At 44.7% G+C, this 21,848-nt stretch carries 18 protein-coding genes and 1 other annotated feature; of the genes, 10 read left to right on the forward strand and 8 right to left on the reverse strand.

The features are described from left to right. Nucleotides 1-565: 565 nt before the first annotated feature. The 3 genes from clpB to rluD all read right to left on the reverse strand — a co-directional run bounded on the left by clpB (nt 566) and on the right by rluD (nt 4,991). On the reverse strand, nt 566-3,139 hold the full coding sequence (gene clpB, locus R7P69_RS13855) for an ATP-dependent chaperone ClpB (protein ID WP_005381873.1): 2,574 nt from the start codon (nt 3,137-3,139) through the stop codon (nt 566-568). Between the two features lie 144 nt (nt 3,140-3,283). Then, nucleotides 3,284-4,012 (reverse strand): peptidoglycan editing factor PgeF, encoded by a 729-nt coding sequence (pgeF, locus tag R7P69_RS13860; RefSeq protein WP_005381874.1) that lies wholly within the window; start codon nt 4,010-4,012, stop codon nt 3,284-3,286. 1 nt (nt 4,013) lies between these two features. Continuing rightward, a complete protein-coding gene (gene rluD / locus R7P69_RS13865) occupies nt 4,014-4,991 on the reverse strand; it encodes a 23S rRNA pseudouridine(1911/1915/1917) synthase RluD (protein ID WP_005381875.1) in 978 nt (325 codons plus the stop codon). Nucleotides 4,992-5,127: 136 nt separating this feature from the next. Here rluD and bamD point away from each other — a divergent pair, with 136 nt between their 5' ends. From bamD to yjjX, 5 genes are all read left to right on the forward strand, one after another. Continuing rightward, nucleotides 5,128-5,856, forward strand: a complete 729-nt coding sequence (gene bamD, locus R7P69_RS13870) for an outer membrane protein assembly factor BamD (protein ID WP_005381876.1) — start codon at nt 5,128-5,130, stop codon at nt 5,854-5,856. Nucleotides 5,857-6,004: 148 nt separating this feature from the next. Next, a complete protein-coding gene (locus R7P69_RS13875) occupies nt 6,005-7,486 on the forward strand; it encodes a lytic transglycosylase F (RefSeq protein WP_309474327.1) in 1,482 nt (493 codons plus the stop codon). A 325-nt stretch (nt 7,487-7,811) separates the two neighbouring features. Next, nucleotides 7,812-8,138 carry a ribosome hibernation-promoting factor, HPF/YfiA family gene (hpf, locus tag R7P69_RS13880; protein WP_005381889.1) on the forward strand — a complete coding sequence of 109 codons (327 nt, stop codon included), beginning with the start codon at nt 7,812-7,814 and terminating at the stop codon, nt 8,136-8,138. A gap of 108 nt (nt 8,139-8,246) precedes the next feature. Further along, nucleotides 8,247-8,368 (forward strand) — a sequence feature (Phe leader region). A 12-nt stretch (nt 8,369-8,380) separates the two neighbouring features. Beyond that, nucleotides 8,381-9,559: a prephenate dehydratase gene (pheA, locus tag R7P69_RS13885; RefSeq protein WP_017636154.1), complete on the forward strand. Its 1,179-nt coding sequence runs from the start codon at nt 8,381-8,383 to the stop codon at nt 9,557-9,559. Nucleotides 9,560-9,583: 24 nt separating this feature from the next. After that, complete coding sequence (yjjX, locus tag R7P69_RS13890) at nt 9,584-10,117, forward strand: inosine/xanthosine triphosphatase (RefSeq protein WP_025768441.1); 534 nt, start codon at nt 9,584-9,586, stop codon at nt 10,115-10,117. A gap of 110 nt (nt 10,118-10,227) precedes the next feature. Here yjjX and trpR read toward each other — a convergent pair whose 3' ends face one another. Together trpR and sltY are read right to left on the reverse strand one after the other, a co-directional pair. Then, nucleotides 10,228-10,536 (reverse strand): trp operon repressor, encoded by a 309-nt coding sequence (trpR, locus tag R7P69_RS13895; protein WP_005381892.1) that lies wholly within the window; start codon nt 10,534-10,536, stop codon nt 10,228-10,230. Nucleotides 10,537-10,549: 13 nt separating this feature from the next. After that, nucleotides 10,550-12,496, reverse strand: a complete 1,947-nt coding sequence (sltY, locus tag R7P69_RS13900; RefSeq protein ID WP_044129577.1) for a murein transglycosylase — start codon at nt 12,494-12,496, stop codon at nt 10,550-10,552. A 364-nt stretch (nt 12,497-12,860) separates the two neighbouring features. Here sltY and ettA point away from each other — a divergent pair, with 364 nt between their 5' ends. The 3 genes from ettA to R7P69_RS13915 all read left to right on the forward strand — a co-directional run bounded on the left by ettA (nt 12,861) and on the right by R7P69_RS13915 (nt 16,159). Next, nucleotides 12,861-14,528 (forward strand): energy-dependent translational throttle protein EttA, encoded by a 1,668-nt coding sequence (ettA, locus tag R7P69_RS13905; RefSeq protein ID WP_005381894.1) that lies wholly within the window; start codon nt 12,861-12,863, stop codon nt 14,526-14,528. Between the two features lie 230 nt (nt 14,529-14,758). Further along, nucleotides 14,759-15,118 (forward strand): PilZ domain-containing protein, encoded by a 360-nt coding sequence (locus R7P69_RS13910; protein ID WP_065274196.1) that lies wholly within the window; start codon nt 14,759-14,761, stop codon nt 15,116-15,118. Between the two features lie 39 nt (nt 15,119-15,157). Beyond that, nucleotides 15,158-16,159, forward strand: coding sequence for a M23 family metallopeptidase (locus R7P69_RS13915; RefSeq protein WP_005381900.1), 1,002 nt, complete (start codon nt 15,158-15,160; stop codon nt 16,157-16,159). 77 nt (nt 16,160-16,236) lie between these two features. Here R7P69_RS13915 and tyrA read toward each other — a convergent pair whose 3' ends face one another. From tyrA to nagZ, 3 genes are all read right to left on the reverse strand, one after another. Next, complete coding sequence (tyrA, locus tag R7P69_RS13920) at nt 16,237-17,364, reverse strand: bifunctional chorismate mutase/prephenate dehydrogenase (protein ID WP_005385935.1); 1,128 nt, start codon at nt 17,362-17,364, stop codon at nt 16,237-16,239. A 21-nt stretch (nt 17,365-17,385) separates the two neighbouring features. Further along, nucleotides 17,386-18,462, reverse strand: coding sequence for a 3-deoxy-7-phosphoheptulonate synthase (locus R7P69_RS13925; RefSeq protein ID WP_005381904.1), 1,077 nt, complete (start codon nt 18,460-18,462; stop codon nt 17,386-17,388). A 207-nt stretch (nt 18,463-18,669) separates the two neighbouring features. Further along, nucleotides 18,670-19,653 carry a beta-N-acetylhexosaminidase gene (gene nagZ / locus R7P69_RS13930; protein WP_005381905.1) on the reverse strand — a complete coding sequence of 328 codons (984 nt, stop codon included), beginning with the start codon at nt 19,651-19,653 and terminating at the stop codon, nt 18,670-18,672. Nucleotides 19,654-19,752: 99 nt separating this feature from the next. On the opposite strand from nagZ, the gene R7P69_RS13935 reads away from it, so the two are divergent. Further along, the gene (locus tag R7P69_RS13935) at nt 19,753-20,865 is read left to right on the forward strand and encodes an anhydro-N-acetylmuramic acid kinase (protein ID WP_104975870.1); all 1,113 of its coding nucleotides are present in this window, start codon (nt 19,753-19,755) and stop codon (nt 20,863-20,865) included. Nucleotides 20,866-20,901: 36 nt separating this feature from the next. Next, the gene (murQ, locus tag R7P69_RS13940) at nt 20,902-21,831 is read left to right on the forward strand and encodes an N-acetylmuramic acid 6-phosphate etherase (protein WP_238952213.1); all 930 of its coding nucleotides are present in this window, start codon (nt 20,902-20,904) and stop codon (nt 21,829-21,831) included. Nucleotides 21,832-21,848: the final 17 nt, after the last annotated feature.

Below are 21,848 nucleotides of genomic sequence, written 5' to 3' on the forward strand. Positions count from 1 at the left end.
GCCGCCAGCGTTCAATCTGAGCCATGATCAAACTCTTCAATTTAAGATTTTGTTCGGCTCAATGAATACTGAACATTCCTTTCGCTAATAAATAGCAGAAGTAATGTTTGAATTGACTGTGCTGAATCTTTCGATTCAATGGTCACTTCGTATCATTGAAACCTAATTTGAAGCCTAAGCTTCTAATTGGATTATCATCAACGAGTGCCCACACAGATTGATAGGTCTATATTTTTAAAGAGCACACTTCGAAGTTCTCTTCAAAGTGGACGGCTATTTTAGCTAGATAACTTATCGTGTCAAACACTTTTTTAAGTTATTTATCTGCGAGTTAATTTTAACTCACTAACCGTAGTTGTTTAGGTTCCGCTTCACTTGCTTTCCCGTGACAACGGAGGCGCATTATAGGGAGTTCATTAAAGAACACAAGTGCATTTTTTAAAAAAACTCACCTTTTTAGTTTATTCGTATAGAAAACAGACAAAAGACTCTAAAAAACTATAGAAAAGGGGCCAAACGGCCCCTTTAGTGTGATTTTTATCTCAATTTTACTGTATCCATACAATTATTGATGAGCACAAATTTGGTCATTAGTAACAATTAGCTGCACTGTCTTGTCTGGAACGATTTCACCAGAAAGAATTGATTTGGCTAACGGGTTCTCGACATTCTGCTGAATTGCACGTTTTAAAGGACGCGCACCATACACAGGATCGAAACCAACTTGAGCGATCAAGTCGAGTGCTTTGTCGGAAACTTCTAGTTGATAGCCTTTCTCCTCTAGTCGTTTCGCCAAACGTTCCAATTGAATAGAAGCAATGGACTTAATGTGCTCTTGACCAAGTGGATGGAACACCACGATTTCGTCAACACGGTTCAAGAACTCTGGGCGGAAGTGTTTGCTAACCACATCCATCACTTCACTCTTGATACCTTGATAGTCTAATGTTGCGAAATTCTCTTGGATACGAGATGAACCCAAGTTAGATGTCATGATCACAACCGTATTACGGAAGTCAACAGTACGACCTTGACCATCCGTTAAACGCCCATCATCGAGAACTTGCAGCAGAATGTTAAATACATCCGGATGCGCTTTCTCTACTTCGTCTAACAAAATTACCGAATACGGCTTGCGACGAACCGCTTCAGTTAAGTAACCACCCTCTTCATATCCGACATAGCCTGGAGGCGCACCCACCAATCTTGCCACTGAGTGTTTCTCCATGAACTCAGACATATCGATACGGACCATCGCATCTTCACTGTCGAACATAAAGCTCGCAAGTGTCTTACAAAGCTCTGTTTTACCCACACCAGTTGGACCTAAGAATAAGAAGGAGCCAATTGGTCGGTTTGGATCAGAAAGCCCAGCTCGACTACGACGAATGGCATTCGATACAACAGAGACCGCTTCGCTTTGCCCTACCACACGATTATGCAGCACGTCTTCCATACGAAGTAGTTTCTCTTTTTCCGCTTCTAGCATCTTGGATACCGGAATGCCGGTTTGCTTAGAAAGTACTTCTGCAATCTCGTTGTCGGTTACTTTATTACGCAATAGCGTCATTTCCTGCATTTCAGCTTGGGTTGCAAGATCTAACTGCTTCTCAAGTTCAGGAATACGACCATATTGAAGCTCCGACATACGGTTTAGATCGCCAGCACGGCGAGCAAACTCCATGTCCATACGAGCTTGTTCAAGCTCAGACTTAATATGTTGAGTGCCAGAAAGAGCTGCTTTTTCTGTATTCCAAACCTCTTCTAGTTCAGCGTACTCACGTTCTTTTTCATTGAGTTCTTCATTAAGCGCTTTCAAACGCTTTTCACTCGCTTCATCGTGCTCGTTACTTAGTGCTTGTTGCTCAATTTTGAGTTGGATGATTTTACGCTCAAGCTTATCCAAGGACTCTGGCTTAGAGTCAATTTGTAAACGAATGCTTGAAGCCGCTTCGTCAATCAAGTCAATCGCTTTATCCGGCAACTGACGGTCGGAGACATAGCGATGTGACAAACTCGCCGCAGCAACAATCGCTGGGTCGGTAATTTCGACGTGATGATGAAGCTCATAACGCTCCTTCAAGCCACGTAAAATCGCCACGGTATCCTCAACGGTCGGCTCATCCACCAGCACTTTTTGGAAACGACGTTCTAATGCTGCATCTTTTTCGATGTACTGACGATATTCATCCAATGTTGTTGCGCCAACACAGTGCAGCTCACCACGAGCTAATGCCGGTTTTAGCATGTTGCCCGCATCCATTGAGCCTTCACCTTTACCAGCACCGACCATAGTGTGTAGTTCATCAATGAAGAGGATGACGTTGCCTTCTTCTTTAGCAAGTTCATTCAATACTGATTTTAAACGCTCTTCAAATTCCCCACGGTATTTCGCGCCAGCAACCAGTGCGCCCATATCCAGTGATAGCACACGGCGACCACGCAGACCTTCAGGTACTTCATTGTTAACTATGCGCTGCGCTAAGCCTTCAACAATTGCTGTCTTACCTACGCCTGGTTCACCGATAATCACAGGGTTGTTTTTAGTACGACGCTGCAATACCTGGATAGTACGACGGATTTCATCATCACGGCCGATAACCGGATCCAATTTACCTTGCTCTGCACGTTCGGTAAGGTCTATGGTGAACTTTTCCAATGCTTGACGAAGCTCTTCTGCATTCGGATCATTGACCTTTTGACCACCTCTGATCTTTTCGATTGCCTGGCTGACTTTTTGCTCTGTTAAGCCGATCTCTTTGAGCAATTGCCCCAATGGTCCGCGATCTTCTAAAGCGGCAAGCAGGAAGACTTCAGACGAGATATAGGAGTCTTGACGCTTTTGCGCCACTTTGTCACACAGGTTAAACAATGTGCCCATCGAGCTAGAGAGCTGAACATCCCCACCGATGCCACTGACTTTTGGTAATCGATCTAACATTTCACTCAATTTAGAGCGTAAATGCGTTACGTCCACATCCAGCATAGTAAGCAATGGACGAATTGGACTGCCATTTTGATCAAGCAAAGCCACCATGAGGTGAACTGGCTCGATATATTGATGATCGCGCCCTAACGCTAGTGATTGAGCATCAGAGATAGCGATTTGAAACTTACTTGTGAATCGATCAAGACGCATATCTACCTTCCTAACCTCAACTAAAGGAAATTCTTTTGACAGTTAGAAAGATGGATACTCGGGTGGGGAATTTCAAGGGAGTGAATGAATAAAGATAGCTTTGCAAAAATAGTAGTATGCATCTTAGCACTTTGGTGCTTATAGCTAGTCTTCGATCCAAATAAAGGTTGCTTGTCGACCAGTCTTACCATCACGGCGATAAGAGTAAAAAGAGGCTTTATCTTGGTAAGTACAAAGTCCAGAATCAAACACTTGTGTCACACCAGCCCGGTTTAGACGTTGCGTTGCCAGCACCGACATGTCAGCAAACCATTTACCGTCGATATCGCGTGGAGCAAATGCTTGATTCGCCTGTGAATCAAAATCAACAAAAGCTTGCAGAACATCTTCACCCACTTCGAAGGCTTGAGGGCCAATGGCGGGGCCAAGCCACGCTATCACTTCACCAGAAAACAACGCTAACGCATTTTCGACAATGCCATTTGCTAAGCCGCGCCAACCTGCGTGAACAGCGGCTACTTGCGTACCTTGTGTATTAGTCAATAATACAGGTAAACAATCGGCGGTCATCGCTGAACAAACAACATGGCTTGAAGAAGTAAATACACCATCCGCATCAAGCACCTGTGTTGTTGGTTCATTTGCTTGAGCCACAACGGTTGAATGCGTTTGGTTTAACCAGATTGGCGCATTTGGCATGCTTGCCTGTTGCGCCAACCAAGCTCGGTTCTTCTCTACTAAAGACAAATCATCCCCAACGTGAGTACCTAAATTTAGCCCTTGGTAAGGGCCTGTCGAAAATCCGCCTATGCGTGTTGAGGCGAAAGCTTTGACATTTTTAGGCGCTGGCCAGTTCGGAATGATCGTCTTCATATTAGAATTCTTCCGGTAAGCCGTGCTCTTCTGTATCTTGACGAAGCGCTTCAGTCATCACAACCATGTCATCAGGCACTGGAGCATGAAACTCAAGAACTTCGCCCGTAATTGGGTGCTCAAAGCGCAGCATTACTGCGTGCAATGCTTGGCGATCGAAGCCCCGGATCATTGCCGTTAGCTCTTCAGACGCACCTGTCGGGATGCGAGCACGTCCACCATATGCAATATCACCGAGCAGCGGATGCTGAAGATAAGACATGTGCACACGAATCTGGTGCGTACGACCCGTTTCTAGACGCAAACGAATACGCGTGTGTTCGCGGAAGCGTTCAGCAACACGGTAGTGCGTTACTGCTGGTTTGCCCATTGGTGCCACCGCCATAAGCGTGCGCTTAGTAGAGTGACGACCAATAGGTTGATCCACTTTACCGCCCGCAGTCATACGACCAATAGCGATCGCTTCGTACTCACGAGTAATATTACGTTTTTGCAGTGCGCGAACCAGACGAGTTTGTGCAGGAACGGTTTTCGCCACCACCATCAAACCCGTTGTGTCTTTATCCAAACGGTGCACGATACCTGCACGAGGTACTTCTGCAATATCAGGGTAATGATGCAACAACGCATTAAGTACAGTGCCATCAGGCGTACCAGCGCCCGGATGAACCACAAAGTCACGAGGTTTGTTGATAACGATAATATCTTCATCTTCATAGACAATATCTAGCGGGATATCTTGCGCTTCCCAGCGTTCTTCATCTTCTAACTCGGCTTGCAATGTAATTTCCTCGCCACCCATTACTTTGGTACGAGGTTTAGTGACAACTTCACCATCAACTTGAACTTTCCCATCAAGCAGCCACTCTTTTAGGCGCGAGCGAGAGAAGTCCGCGAATAATTCGGCGATAGCTTGGTCTAAACGTTGACCTAACTGGCTATCTTTTACGGTATTTGTTAATACAATCTGCTGAGCCATATCGAACTTTTTTAAAAACTGTGAGACTAATGCTCACGACTGTGAAAAAATAGACTATTACGTCATTGTATCTGTTACTGGAAAGAAAGTAACGGCAGCTTAAGAAATATTTAGATTCAAGGAACAGACTCCTGATATGAAACGTCAGACTTTAACAGGCCTTTTAGCGGTATCCCTTCTGTTTGGATGTGCAAGCAAAGAAGAAATCGTTCCTGATGTGCCGCCTTCGGAACTGTATGCAGACGCACAGATTTCTCTTCAAAGTGGTAATTGGCTTTCTGCAATTGAGAAACTGGAAGCATTAGACTCACGTTACCCATTCGGTGCCTACTCTGAACAGGTGCAGCTTGACCTAATCTATGCGTACTACAAAAACGACGACCTTGCTTTGGGCTTGGCAACCATTTCTCGCTTTATGCGTTTAAACCCAACCCATGAAAAGATGGATTGGGTGCTGTACATGCGAGGTCTAAGCCACATGGCGCAAGATCGTAACTTTATGCATGATTTATTCAGCGTAGATCGAAGCGATCGCGATCCTGAACCGGTAAAAAAAGCGTTTGATGACTTCAAAAAACTACTTCAACGTTACCCGAATAGCCCATATGCAGAAGATTCACAAAAACGTATGGTCGCGCTGAAAAACCGTCTAGCGAACTATGATTTAGCGACTGCTGACTTCTACCTTCGCCGTGAAGCTTGGGTCGCTGCTATTAATCGCAGCCAAGAGCTACAAAAAGCGTATCCAGACACAGAAGCTGCACGTAAGTCACTGACTATCCAGCTAGAGGCCTACAAGCAACTTGGTTTGGAAGACGCCGTAGCAAGAACTGAAAAGCTTATAGAGCTCAACCCTGTGAAGTAATTGAACTTGCTTTAAACTGAACCGCCACCGTTTTTACCGTGGCGGTTTTTTACTACTCTCAATAGTGTATTCAGCCCTTTCTTGATGATCTTCCTAGCTCCACATATGCTTAAAGTTCTCCTCCCCCCTTTATAAAAAGGATGTGAACGTGACGATATCTAAGCTTTGCGCAGTTATGCTGCTCCTATTGTCTGCTTCCGTTTGCGCACTGCAAATCTCGCCGCTCAAACAGCCTCCTTATACCGGAGACCTCGATGTCATCAAGGAGAAGAATGTACTGCGCGTCTTAGTTTCTGCTGATTTAGGCTTTTACTACATTGAGGGCGGCACACCAAAAGGCATAGGCGCAGAATTGCTGGCGCATTTCGAAAAAGACCTTCGTAAACTCAAACCAAAGCTTAACGTACAAATTATTCCTGTTGCCCGCGACCAGCTACTGCCAGCCTTAGAAAACGGTTCAGGTGACTTAGTTGTCGCCAACCTGACTATTACCGACACGCGCAAACAGAAAGTGGAGTTCAGTTCACCCATCCTCACTGGTATTCAAGAGTGGGTAGTGACAAACAAAAGCACACCAACGATGACGAAAATCGAACAATTGAGCGGCAAAGAGATTTGGGTGCGCGCCAGTTCTAGCTACTTTGAAAGCATTCAGACACTAAATAAGAAACTAAACAAAAAAGGCTTACCGCCTGTTATCGTGCACTTTATTGAAGAAACACTTCAAGATTATGAGCTGGTCGGAATGCTCAACAATGGTTACGTCAAAGCCATTGTTCTCGATAGCCATAAAGCCAAGCTTTGGCTGAAAGTGATGGATGATATTCGGGTTCACAAAAAAATCCCTATCCGCAAAAATGGCAAAATTGCTTGGGCAATGCGAGAAAATAGTCCCAAATTAAAAGCCGTCGTGAATAAGTTCATCCAGAAGTCTCGCTCTGGGACACTACTCGGTAACGTTATTTACGGTAAATACATCGATTATACGGGATGGTTGAACAGAGCTCTTAACCCTAAGAAAATTGCTCAACTAGAAAAACTCGCGGCGCTATTTTCACGCTATGGTGAGAAATACGATATCGACTATTTACTGATCGCTGCAATCGCTTACAAGGAATCAGGATTTAATAACGACCTAGTTGGAAGTCGAGGTGCCGTTGGCATAATGCAAGTCCTACCTAGCACCGCTCAAGATCCGAATATCAATATCAAAAATGTTCGACAATTAGAAAACAACATTCATGCTGGAGTGAAATACTTAGCTTTTTTGCGTAAGCAGTACTTCAGTGACCCTGATATTACTGCACAAAATAAACTCTACTTTACATTGGCGGCTTACAATGCGGGCCCCGGCAATGTAGAGCGTATTCGTAAGCGTGCAGCCCAACAAGGTTACGATCCTAATGTTTGGTTTAATAACGTTGAAGTCGTTATGCGGAAAAGTTTAAGCTCAACGGTTGGGTACGTCACAAGCATTAATCGCTACTACATAATATACAAACAACTAGAAAGCTTGGACCAAGTCAAAAGTCTAGAAAGGGTTTCACTAGCCCCAAAAGACCCCATTTTCATGATACCGCTACGAAAAGTCAGCCAAATGCCAGACAGTAAAAAGCCGCTTGTACAGTAAGCGGCTTTTTAAATGGATTCATTGGAAAGACTCAGTGATCGTCATCACACCTTACGTGTAGTTAAATTTTAACCACCTCAAATATTAGGCCGTAAAACTTCCCTAAAAACGAGGCCGTTTTCAGCTGAGTACTCTATCCAATCTACGGATTTACTAACCGATAACAAGCAATTTCACGATAAATCTCAGAAGTTCTTGAGTGAGATCACATTCATTTTTCATCATAAAAAACCCGAGCAAAATAATGATCTGAATCACATTTTTTTATGCTTAAAGCGGTAATCTGAACTCAACCCATGAGGGATGCAACAGAGGAAAAACACTTATGACAATGAATATCACTGGCAAAAACATCGAAATCACCTCTGCAATCCGAGCTCATATTGAGAGCAAATTTAAAAAACTGGAGAAATGGCAAGTGGACCTAATTGGTTGCCAAGCAACTTTCAGTGAGGAACCAAACAAACAGAAGAAATTCGAAGCGGTTATCAAAGTTCCTAAAGGCCAGCTCATTGCCTCAGCAACTCACGAAGATCTTTACGCAGCTATCAACGAAGTGGAGCAAAAACTAGAACGACAATTGAACAAGCTGACCCACAAACCTGAAGCTCGACGTGCAAGTAAGCCTGAGCTAGTGGAAGAAGAAGAGTAAACTGAAAATATTGAGGAAATAGCGCCGAAAGGCGCTATTTTTTTGCTTGACGCTCTCCCCAGCCTTGCTTATTGTGTTTAAACACTCATAAATTAAGCACTATTTATGCATTTAACCTCACTGTTTATTTTTGACTTCTTTTTCCTCCCATAGTTGGAGGGGCGAACTCGTTTGTGAAAGAAAAGTCAAAAACAAACAGAAAGCCTCCCAAATCGGGAGGCTTTTTTATAAGGAAAGAATTGATGACTGACCAACCTATTTCCCTCGAAGAAATTCGTTTACGCTTGAATGAGTTGGATGACCAACTTCTCAGCTTATTGTCTGAGCGCCGTAAACTCAGCATTGAAGTAGCCAAAAGCAAAGTACAAACCTCAAAGCCTGTTCGCGACGCCGTCCGTGAACAGCAATTATTGGTCAAGCTGATTTCTAATGGCCAAGATAAATACGAACTTGACGCGCAGTACATCACCAAACTTTTCCATACCATCATTGAAGACTCAGTTCTGCTTCAACAAAGTTATCTGCAAAATCTCGTTAACCCACAGCAAAGCCGTAAGCCACTTGCTCGCGTCGCTTTTTTAGGAGCCAAAGGCTCTTATTCGCACTTGGCAAGTCGCGAATACTTCAGTCGTAAAAATACGGAGCTTATCGAGCTCAACTGCGAGCACTTTAAAGAAGTGACTCAAACGGTTGAATCTGGCCATGCTGATTATGGCGTTCTGCCAATCGAAAACACCAGCTCAGGCTCTATTAATGAAGTGTATGACTTACTACAACACACGACGCTTTACATCGTTGGAGAGCTAACTCAACCAATCGAACACTGCTTGGTTGCGAAAAAAGACATTCGTCTGGAAGATATTAAAACGCTGTATTCTCACCCTCAGCCACACCAACAGTGCAGTGAGTTTTTAAGCCGTATGAAAGGGGTAAAGCTGGAATCCTGCGCGAGCACAGCAGATGCAATGCAGAAAGTCCAAGAGATGGATCGTGATGATGTGGCTGCAATTGGTAATGCATCAAGCGGTAAGCTATATGGCTTGCAAGCAATTCAAGGCAACATCGCAAACCAAACCGAAAACCATACTCGCTTTATCGTGGTTGCTCGTAAACCGGTTGAAGTTTCTACTCAGATTCCAGCAAAAACCACATTGATCATGTCGACCTCCCAAGAGGCAGGCTCATTGGTTGAAACACTATTAGTGCTGCAACGTTACGGCATCAATATGACCAAGCTGGAATCACGCCCAATTATGGGGAACCCGTGGGAAGAGATGTTCTACGTAGACTTGACATCACATCTTGCTTCGACAGAAATGCAACAGGCACTTGAAGAGCTAACAAAAATCACTAAGCACTTGAAAGTATTAGGCTGTTACCCGAGTGAGAACGTAAAGCCTACGCAAGTAAAATTGAGTTAATAGACACCAGTGAGTAAAAAGATCATGGCAACCCAAAAAGTCGTAATCGCATCGCTAAACCCAGCCAAAATTAATGCAGTTCAAAGTGCATTTCGTAATGCATTTCCGCATCAAGAGTTCAACTTCGTTGGCATCAGTGTACCGAGTGAGGTCGCAGATCAGCCCATGACGAATGAAGAAACTCATCGTGGTGCGCTAAACCGCGTTAAAAACGCAAAAGTAGAGATGCCAAACGCGGATTACTATGTCGGTCTCGAAGCGGGAATTGAAGCAAACGTGACGTTTGCTTGGATGGTGGTTGAGTCAGAGACTCACCGCGGTGAATCTCGTTCTGCAAGCTTAATGTTGCCGCCAAAAGTCTTGGAAAAACTCAAGGATGCGAATGAGTTGGGAGATGTAATGGACAAAGTGTTTGGTACTGATAACATCAAACAGAAAGGTGGCGCTATTAGCCTACTAACCCAAAACCAGCTAACTCGAAGCTCGGTCTATCACCAAGCCTTGATTCTGGCTTTGATTCCATTCACAAACCCTGAGCACTTTCCTTCAAATTTATAACACTCAGCCTATTCTCTAGATACGCAAAAGGGCGGATATTTCCGCCCTTTGTAATACGTTATCTTAGTCAATTGTAACACCAAGGCCTAAAAGCAAATTGGATATACTGTCTACTTAGATACCGCAACTTGTTCTAACAAGACTTTCAACTTGTCTTTTTCTTCATCAGATTTCGACTTTAGTTCGTTAGAGCCACGAGTAATGGTGGCAATGCCCACACCAAGCATCTGACTGATCTGACGTTGAGATAATTCTCCTTTAAGAAGTTCGTTAATTATATTAACGCGTGATATTAATGACTCTCTCTCATCACGTGACATCAGCATTGTTAACAGCATGTCATCTTGCTGGGTGCCCATACTTGTTCGAATTAGCTCAATAATCTGTTGCCAGTCTTTGTACTCGGGTTCGTGCGACATCAAGTTACCTCACTCAATACTTGGTATTGATCTCATGTTGATTCAAGAACGCGCCATCGATACCCAAAAGATCACGATAGTATGTTTCAAACATCAAGATGTTTTGTACATAACCGCGCGTCTCTTTAAATGGAATTGCCTCAATAAAGGCATAAGCATCCACTTTTCCTTGGGTACGCTCTCGCCACGTTTTTACTCTGTTAGGACCTGCATTATAAGCAGCAAGAGCAAAAATACGATTATTATCGTAATCCTCTAATAAACCTTGCAAATAATGGCTACCAATTTCGATATTTTTTCCTACATTGTAGAGATCCTGCGTACCTTGATAACTCAACTTATATTTACGTGCCGTGTACTTCGCCGTCGCAGGCATGATCTGCATAAGACCACGAGCGCCAACTGGAGAGCGGGCTTCAACATCTAACGCACTTTCCTGTCGAGCGAGAGACATCATCGTGACGGGATCAATGTTGTGCTTTTTCGCATAAAAGTTAAACCACCAGCGGTGTGCTATTGGGAACCTAAGTTCGATATTATCCCACATCTGCGCTTGAATACTCGCGGTCACCGTTAGGTGATGCCAACGTTTAAATGATGCATAAGCCGCCAACATCGCCTTTTCATCTTTCCCTACGCGGCGCAGTAAGTGTGCCCATTCACTCTTCGCTGCTGCGATTTTATCCGTCGCGATCAACTCTTCGATACGAGCTAACGAGTCTTGATAGGGTTGAACAACTTTCTTATCCAACTTAACCGTATGCGTTGGGTATTTGATTGATTGCCCGATTGCATTGGCGGCAGCCACACTGTAGAAGTTTCGTTGCCCAAGCAGAGTTGCTAAACGCTGTTTCCCCGCGATGTCATCACCTAACGCTATTTCACTTCTTCCAAGCCAATATTGCCAGCGTAGCGTGGCTTGTTCTTCTTTATTTAGAACAGCAATCCACTCTTGTACGCCTTTCCAATCTGCATTTTGAATCGCTAAGCGGATGCGCGTTTCAATCAACGGTAAGTACTGACTGGTTTTCGTTTTATCATCGCGCCATTTAGCTAATGACTCAGACTCCGTACGAGTCAATCGAAATGCAATATAGTCGGCAAGTTCTTGCGCTTTTTCTGGAGAAAACTTCTGTCCTTTAATGACAGCATCGTACGCACCTTGTGCTTGGCTAGTGTTCATGCGAGCCAACTTTTCTAACGCATATTCACTTTGCGCTCGATTAAAATCATTCGCAGGTTTTTTCTTCGCGAATTCCGCAACACTTGAAGGATTATCAAACAACGCTTTCATTTCTTTGGCTTGTTGCTTTGCCTGCGCTGATTTAGGCAGTTTGAGCAAGTAACTCATCAAACCGCCATTACGAGCATCAAACGCCAGTAACATACGCTGTAGAATCAGTTCATCGGTACGCTCACCCGCCTTGTCCCATGCTGCAAATAATGGGTCACACTCATCAGCAATGCTGATGCCACGTAACCACATATGTTCAGCCCCTTTAAACGCCGCGACTTTCTTGCCTTGCTTTAATTGAGCGACGTAGAAAATACATTGGTAACGCTCACCACTAGGAATGACTTTTTGAAACTCAGTAATGGTTTTCCAATCTTTTTGCTTATAAAGATGATTGAGGTATGGAGCGCGAACTCGACGAGAAAATGGAAAAGACTCGTGCTCAGAAATAAACTCGTTCACCTGTTGTGGTGACTTTTCCGGTAACTGTCTAATAAAAGTGCGGTAATCCACATAAGGCGTTAGTGGATAGTCAGAAATTTTAGGACGAATCGAAAGGTATCTGTCGATGTCATTTTTATCTAATAAATCTTGAGCTTGCTCATATACTTCGCGCTGCTTTTCCAAACTCAGCGCGGCATTAGCACTCAAACTCATAGCACACAACGCGGCGGCGCAGCATACCTTTTTAGCCAATTCAGATACGTTGAATCTCATTTGTGTCATTTTCCCCAGACATATACTGCCCTAAAGCCTAGTTTTGTTAGAGTTCATGTGATGTTAAGGCAATTTTCACACATGCATCTATTTACACAGAATGCAGATGTCCATGTAAAGCAACTTTGTGTATTAAAAATTGTACTCGTCAAACTTTTAAGACGATGGAGACAAAGCGTTTCTAACTCGCATAGAACACACTTCGTCATTCTTAACGAATAACAAAAGTGTATACCCTAACCGTGTAAGTTTCCGGTCAGCTCAAAATAAGAAATCCATTCGTTAGGGAAATTCTTGCAATGCGGTAACAAAAACAAAGCACTTGGTATAAAATGATGGGTTTGAATGACAGTTAATTTAGGAACGATCGGCAATGGCTGAATACGTATATACCATGTCGCGGGTGAGCAAAATTGTGCCACCTAAGCGTCAAATTCTTAAAGACATCTCTCTGAGCTTCTTCCCTGGTGCGAAAATCGGTGTTTTAGGTCTGAACGGTGCAGGTAAATCCACACTGCTACGTATCATGGCAGGTATCGACACGGATATCGACGGTGAAGCGCGTCCACAACCTGGTCTAAACGTAGGTTACCTACCTCAGGAACCAGTATTAGACGAATCAAAAACCGTTCGTGAAGTTGTTGAAGAAGCGGTTGCTGACGTTGCTGACGCTCTGAAACGTTTGGACGCAGTCTACGCAGCATACGCTGAACCAGATGCAGACTTCGACGCACTTGCAAAAGAGCAAGGCGAGCTAGAAGCCCTTATCCAAGCGAAAGATGGCCACAACCTAGAAAATGCGCTTGAGCGTGCGGCAAACGCACTTCGTTTACCTGAATGGGACCAAAAAATTGCGCACCTATCAGGTGGTGAACGCCGCCGTGTGGCTATTTGTCGCTTGCTACTTTCTAAGCCAGACATGCTACTGCTTGATGAGCCTACCAACCACCTAGATGCAGAATCAGTGGCTTGGCTAGAGCGCTTCTTAGTGGATTACACAGGTACCGTAGTAGCCATCACCCACGACCGTTACTTCCTAGATAACGCTGCGGGCTGGATCTTAGAACTGGACCGTGGTGAAGGTATCCCATGGGAAGGCAACTACACCTCATGGCTGGAGCAAAAAGACGCTCGTCTACAACAAGAAGCCTCCCAAGAGAGTGCTCGCCAAAAGACTATCGAGAAAGAGCTTGAGTGGGTACGTAAAAACCCTAAAGGTCGTCAAGCGAAGTCAAAAGCACGTATGGCTCGCTTTGAAGAACTGCAAAGCTCTGATCACCAAAAACGTAATGAAACCAATGAACTATTTATCCCACCAGGTGAGCGTCTAGGTGATAAGGTTATTGAAGTGAAGAACCTGACCAAGTCATTTGACGGTCGAGTTCTGATTGATGACCTGTCATTCAGCATCCCTAAAGGTGCAATTGTTGGTATCATCGGTGCTAACGGCGCAGGTAAATCGACGCTATTCAAGATGTTAAGTGGTACTGAACAACCAGACTCGGGCACAATTGAGATGGGCGATACAGTAAAACTGGCATCGGTCGATCAGTTCCGTGACAGCATGGACGATTCTAAAACCGTATTCCAAGAGATCTCTGAAGGTGCTGATATCATTAAGATCAACAACTTCGAAATCCCAGCTCGTGCATACTGTTCACGCTTTAACTTTAAAGGCAGTGACCAACAAAAGATTATTGGTGAACTATCGGGTGGTGAGCGTAACCGTGTCCACCTTGCGAAGCTGCTTAAAGCGGGCGGTAACGTGTTGCTACTCGACGAACCAACCAATGACCTTGACGTTGAAACACTGCGTGCTCTAGAAGAAGCGTTACTAGAGTTCCCTGGTTGTGCAATGGTTATCTCGCACGACCGTTGGTTCCTTGACCGTATCGCTACCCACATCATTGACTACCGTGACGAAGGCCAAGTTAACTTCTACGAAGGTAACTACACAGAGTACATGGATTGGTTGAAGAAAACATTGGGTCCTGAAGCCGCAGAACCACACCGTATCAAATACAAGCGTATCGCGAAGTAATCGCAACCCACAAAGTTTGATTGTAATTTGTACAAAGGCCGCTATCATAGCGGCCTTTGTTTTCTTTGTTATAAAAAGAGCTCATTAGCCCGTCTCGTTCGTTAAGAACATGACATTGCACTTACGTCACTCTGTAGCGACTTCGACACTTTTCAAACAACAATCGAACATTTTTTGTTCGTATTGATATACTATTCAATTCTGTTTGACGACCTGACGAGAATATTCATATGACAGAGAGACGACGCTTTTCACGTATTCTCCATCAAGCTCCAGCTAAGATAGAACAACGTGACTTGGCAATTGAAGCTAGGATTCAAGATCTTTCCTTGCATGGTTTACTCATGAAAGTGGAAGAGACTGAGGCTTTGGATCCAACCCTTCCAGTCCATGTGACTTTTTCATTTGACCAATCCGAACAAGTGATTACGTTAAAAGCGCAAATTGTGAATGTCTCTAAGTGTGAGGTTAGGTTGAAGATCGCTAAGATAGACATCGAAAGCATTAGCCAACTAAAACGATTTATAGAATTGAATGTAGGCAATAACGACCTTCTGAATCGAGAGTTAGAGCACCTCTCTGGTTTTTAGGAGAAAAATAAATGAACGCCTATTTAAGTAACAATAACTATGTCTAAAAAAATCATCATGCAGATCCCGACGAAAGACGGCGATCAGCAGTTCTATTTGGGCCGCAGTTCGGTCCTAGCAGTATTTGCTTCAGTATTGGCATTACCCGCCGTCGTTGGTGGCGCGTGGTACCTTAATCAGCAGCAGATGCACAATAAAGACGAACTAACACAAATCATCGCCAAACTGGAAAGTGAAAAGGCCGAAGTGACGGCTCTTTACGAAGAGCAGCTTGATACCAATCATTCGCTTTCCCAATCTTTGACGGACAAAAACAATCAAATTCAGCTATTGGGCAAACGGGTATTCGACGTTGAATCGGTTTTAGGTCTCGCAGACGAAGAGTTGATGATCGATGAGAACAGCATGGGGTTAGAGGAGCGAATTGACGCAGCCGCTATCGATTCTGCTGTTCGCGCGACGATGTTCCGTTTGATACCAAATGACAGTCCAGTCACATACCAACGTATTTCTTCTTCTTACGGCAGTCGTATTAATCCGATTTCAGGTAAGAGGCATGTTCATACTGGTATCGATCTGACTTGTAAAAGAGGAGAAGAGATCCTGGCACCGGCTGACGGTGTGGTGGAAACCGTTCGCCCGAGCAATCGTGGTTATGGTAACTATGTCACCATTCGTCACTCATTTGGCTTTATGAGCTCCTTTGCTCATCTACAACGCTTCAAAGTGAAAAGCGGTCAGTTTGTTAGTAAAGGCGACATCATTGCTCAATGCGGTAACTCTGGCAACTCCACAGGGCCACACTTGCACTATGAAGTACGCTTCCTCGGACGAGCACTCAACCCTCAATACTTAATGGAGTGGACACCAGAAAACTTCAATGACGTCTTTGAAAAAGAGAAAAAAGTGAAATGGGGACCTTTGGTTCAATTGATTGATAACGTTGTACGCCTACAAGTCAATTTAACCAATTCACCCTATCGCGATACCAGTATCAACACAGTATCAAGTGAAGATACGAGTAATACTGCGACGAACTGATTTGTCCATCAACACGAAAAAGAGCAGCTTACGCTGCTCTTTTTGTTTCGGACTCTGCACGGCTAAATGACCCGTGATTAGCCGCGATGAATATTATCATTCGCCTGTTTGAGTAAGTTTTGGCTCTCATTCATAAATTGTTGAGAATAAGTACCAAACCAATCACTCACCTGCTTAAAGCTTTCGATGAATCGCGCTTTGTCTCTGCTATCCAGAATCGCTACCGCATCACCTAAACGCTGATGAAATCGCTTGATCATATCGATATTCTCTTGAGAAGAGAAAATGATATCACCGTACAAGTTCGGATCCTGACCAAACAGTCGTCCCACCATCGCCAATTCAAGGCGGTAGATTGGCGAGCTTAACTTCAACAACTGATCGATGTTCGGATTCTCTTTGCTAAGGTGCATACCGTAAGCAAACGACGTGAAGTGGCGCAGCGCCTGAATCAACGTCATGCCATGATCGTGCTCTTGTGCATCGATTTGGCACAAGCTTGCGCCCCAAATCCCAAACTGTTGCAATAGCCATTGGTAATGCTCGTGACCACGGCCATCACAGTACACAATAACCTGCTTGGCAAGGCTCGGAACATCTGGGCCAAACATTGGGTGCAAACCAACCACAGGACCTTGGTGCACATTCAACATTGCTTGCAGAGGCTTCGACTTGATAGAAGTCAGGTCACACAGAATGCAGTCTTGCGGCAAGTTCCCCAGTTTTTCGATCACCCCTTCCGTTAGATGAATCGGCACCGTGACCACGACTAAACCCGCGTTGTCTAGAATCTCATCCGCATGATCCCAGTCTTTACTGCCGAGAACTTTGACCCGGTAGCCCGACAATTTGAACATACGCCCAAACAGGCCACCCAATTGACCATTACCACCAATAATAACAACTGAGCGTAAATCAGGGTTCAAACACTTAAAACCGGAATCTTTCTCGCTGGCATAAGATTCACGCATTGTTCGACGCAGAATATCTTCAATAAGCTGTGGAGGAATTCCCATTTTTTCAGCTTCAGCGCGACGAGAAGCTAACATCGCCGCTTCGCGGTCTGGAGCATAAATTGGCAAACCATGTTCGCTTTTTACTTCCCCAACTTTCTCTACGAGCGCTAAACGCTGAGCCAATAGCTCCAACATTTGCTTGTCGACTGCATCAATCTGATCGCGTAATGCGTTAAGTTCAACTGCCATTGATGTTCCTTAAATCCTGTATTAATTAGCCTTTAGACGATTTTCTAAGAAAGGCACTAGCTCTTCATGTGCATGACGTAATAGTGCCTCAGTTGAATCCCAATTGATACATGCGTCAGTGATAGATACACCGTATTTCATCTCTTCAAGAGCTAAGTCAGAAGATTGATTTCCTTCATTGATATGGCTTTCAATCATAAGACCGATAATAGATTTATTGCCTTCACGGATTTGATGAATCACATCCTCCGCGACTAATGGCTGGCGACGGTAATCTTTACGTGAGTTGGCGTGACTGCAATCCACCATTAATGAAGCATCAAGACCAGATTTCGCCATCTCTTGCTCACACTCAGTGACTGATACCGAATCGTAGTTAGTTTGCTTGCCGCCACGTAAGATCACATGTCCATTAGCATTGCCCTGGGTGGTCAACAGTGCGACTTGTCCCTCACGGTTAATTCCCATAAAACGGTGGCTAGAGGACGCAGCTTGCATCGCGTTAATTGCGGTTGCCAAACTGCCATCGGTGCCATTCTTAAAACCGATTGGCATAGACAGGCCACTTGCCATTTCACGGTGAGTTTGTGACTCCGTCGTACGAGCACCGATGGCTGCCCAGCTAAAAGTATCCGCCAAGTATTGTGGGCTAATTGGGTCTAGAGCCTCAGTCGCGAGCGGGATTTCCATCTCTGCCAACTCCACCAGAAGTTCGCGTCCAACATGCAGACCGTGTTCAATATCGAAACTGCCGTCTAGGTGTGGGTCATTGATCAGGCCTTTCCAGCCGACCGTGGTGCGCGGCTTCTCAAAGTAAACACGCATAACAATATACAGTTGGTCACTTAGTTGTTCAGAGAGTGCTTTAAGTCGCTTTGCGTAATCCTTCGCCGCTTCTACGTCGTGGATAGAACATGGACCGCATACAACAAGCAGGCGGTGATCCTTCTTGTGAATAATATTAGCGATAGTTTGACGAGACTCTTGAATAAAGCGACGTGCTTTTTCACTCAAAGGAAGCTTGGTTTTTAGTTCCTCCGGAGTAATAAGAACCTGTTCTTCGATAATATTAATATTGCTCAACTCACTTTTCTGCATAACTCTAACCTGTATATTTATTTTTACACCCAACCAAACCTTTGGTGAGACAACTAAGCTTTAACGACAAGATAACAGGCTAAAAAAGAAAAACAAGCGTACAGAATAAAAAACATTTAGTGTAAACTTGGGTTTACAGTCAAATAAAAAGCCAAAGTATAATTAACTTTGGCTTCTCATCGCTGTTTTGAATCTTTTACAAGAGGTTTAGCTAGTCAAGCGTTTCATCGCTTCACTCGCCGCTTTCCACTCTTGAGATAGCTTAAGTTCGCTTGGAGAAAATGACTGTTTTTTCAGTAATCCATCCGCGAGTGGCACGGTTGAAACCGGTAAGTTGTCTAATACCTCAACGTGCGCTTCTCGTTTATTACACATTAACAACATATCGCAACCAGCTCTCAATGCTTGAGCACCTCGCTCGGCTGGGCTGCCCATAATCGCAGCGCCTTCCATGGTCAAGTCATCCGAAAAAACCAAACCTTTAAAACCCAATTGCTGACGCAGGACCTGTTTTAACCAGTATTCAGAACCGCTGGCTGGTTGAGCATCATAATGTGGGAAAATCACGTGAGCAGGCATCATGGCATCTAAAATACCGGCATCAATTTGCGCTTTGAAGATCGCCATATCTTGTTCAAAAATATCACTGCGCTCATCGTATGGTGTTTCTAGATGTGAGTCTGCAATCACGCCACCATGTCCAGGGAAGTGCTTGCCTGTCGTTGCCATGCCAACACTCTTCATTCCCTGCATATATGCAGTGCTATAGCGAAGAATGGTATCGGCATCTTCACCGAATGCGCGGTTACCGATCGCTTTACATTGATGGCCTTGGTCAAGTACCGGGGCAAAGCTTAAATCAATATCATGGGCAATCAGCTCTGCTGCCATTAACCAACCGCCCATACGAGCAAGCTCTTCACCATTTTGATGTTTAGCGTACTCATCAGCAGCAGGAATTAATGAGAAACCTTCACGAAAGCGCTGCACTCGGCCGCCTTCTTGATCCACACCGATCAAAAACGGGCGCTTAGCCGCCTTTCGGATGGATTGAGTAAGTGCTTGAAGCTGTTCGCTATCATGATAGTTGCGAGCAAATAGAATTAAGCCACCAACCGTAGGATGCTCCAAGATTTCTTTGTCTTCAGCGGTCAGTTCATACCCCGCAACGTCAACCCATAACGGTCCCATGTTTTCTCCTCAAAATCGGCTGAATATCTCGTATTCGATGAGGTTATTCGCTTCAGATTTGCTTTACAATAAGTGAATGAAGAATTGACGAGATCGGCTATGAAATTTAACGAACTGTACATTGGTGTGATGTCTGGAACGAGTATGGATGGCGTTGATACCGCTCTAGTTGAAATAAGCGATGAGCATGTTCGCCTGATTGCGCACGACGACTACCCAATGCCCGCAGCGCTAAAAGACATGCTGTTATCTGTTTGTACCGGTCAAGCAACAAATTTAAAAACCATAGGTGAACTTGACCACCAGCTCGGCCACCTATTTGCAGATGCCGTGTTACAGCTGCTCAATAAGTCTGGTTACGTCGCAGAGCAAATTCGTGCGATTGGTAATCACGGTCAAACAGTGTTCCATCAGCCTACCGGAAACTTGCCGTTTACCACTCAATTGGGCGATGCCAACATTATCGCGGTCAAGACAGGCATTGATACGGTAGCGGATTTTCGTCGTAAAGACATGGCGCTAGGTGGACAAGGTGCCCCACTCGTCCCTGCTTTCCATAAAAGCATTTTTGCGATGCAGGATTCCACAACTGTGGTGCTTAACATTGGAGGCATTGCCAATATCTCTGTACTGCATCCAGAACAACCAGTCATTGGCTATGACACAGGCCCGGGCAATATGTTGATGGACGCATGGTGTGCGCTGCATAAAGGGCAAAGCTTCGACGAAGATGCACAATTTGCACTTAAAGGAACGGTAAACGCTACTTTGTTGACTCAATTACTCAAAGAAGCTTACCTCGCCATGCCAGCCCCTAAAAGTACCGGACGAGAACTGTTCAATATTGACTGGCTGCATCAACAACTGGCCCATCACAATTTACCAATCGAAGACGTACAACGTACACTTTGCGAGTATTCTGCAATTACCATTGCCAACGAAGTCGACAAGTTTTCTCATGGCATCACACCTCAACTATTGGTCTGTGGCGGTGGAGCAAGAAACCCACTTTTGATGCAGCGACTAGCTAAGTTATTGCCACAATGGAGCGTTGCGACAACGGCAGAAAAAGGCGTTGATGGCGACTACATGGAAGCAATGGCGTTTGCTTGGCTTGCGCAGCGCCATATTCACGACCTCCCTAGCAACTTACCGGAAGTTACGGGGGCAAGTCGTCTCGCTTCACTGGGTGTACTCTATTCAAAAAATTAAGGGCAATAGATCCTAAACAAAAAGGCTTAATTCATTATGACGAACGATGCACTTATCGCAGCTTTATCCCATCTGGTATCTGAAGGGCGAAACCCAGACACCATGGACATCGACTTGCTGCCTTCTCTCGATATTGTTCAACGCATCAACCAACAGGACAAACTCGTTCCTCTTGCCGTTGAAAAAGTGTTGCCTGAGATCGCTGAAGCCGTTGATAAGATCACGGAAGCATTTAAGGTCGGAGGTCGGTTGTTTTACATCGGTGCGGGTACCAGTGGTCGACTTGGCGTTTTGGACGCTTCAGAATGCCCACCAACTTTTGGCACAGATCCAGAGATGGTCGTTGGTATTATTGCCGGTGGAAAAGAGGCAATGTTCCGTGCAAAAGAAGGGGCGGAGGACGACCCTACATTAGGCGAGCAAGATCTTAAAGAGAATATGCTAACACAACGCGATGTCGTCGTTGGTATTGCGGCAAGTGGACGAACACCTTACGTGATTGGTGGCTTAGAGTATGCGAACGAGCTTGGTGCCACCACTGTAGCACTATCTTGTAACCCTGACTCTCCGATTGCAGATATTGCTGATATTGCGATTAGCCCCGTTGTTGGACCTGAAGCGTTAACGGGATCCACTCGCTTAAAATCAGGGACGGCACAAAAACTCGTACTAAACATGCTCACTACCGCAAGCATGATTCGCCTGGGCAAAAGTTATCAGAACTTAATGGTAGATGTGAAAGCGACGAATGCAAAGCTAGTTGCAAGAGCGGCTCGTATTGTTATGCAAGCAACAGATTGTACTAACCAAGAGGCTAAAACGGCGCTCAAAGAAACGGACTACGACGCCAAGTTAGCGATTTTGATGATTTTAACCGGGCTAGATAGAGAAAGCGCGACTGAGCAACTGAACGCCAAGCAAGGATATTTAAGAAAAGTCGTGATCGCGCAAACTAATCAATCTTAATCAATAAAGCGCCTCAC

This window comes from Vibrio sp. 661 (genome assembly GCF_033339315.1).
Taxonomy (GTDB): Bacteria; Pseudomonadota; Gammaproteobacteria; order Enterobacterales; family Vibrionaceae; genus Vibrio; species Vibrio alginolyticus.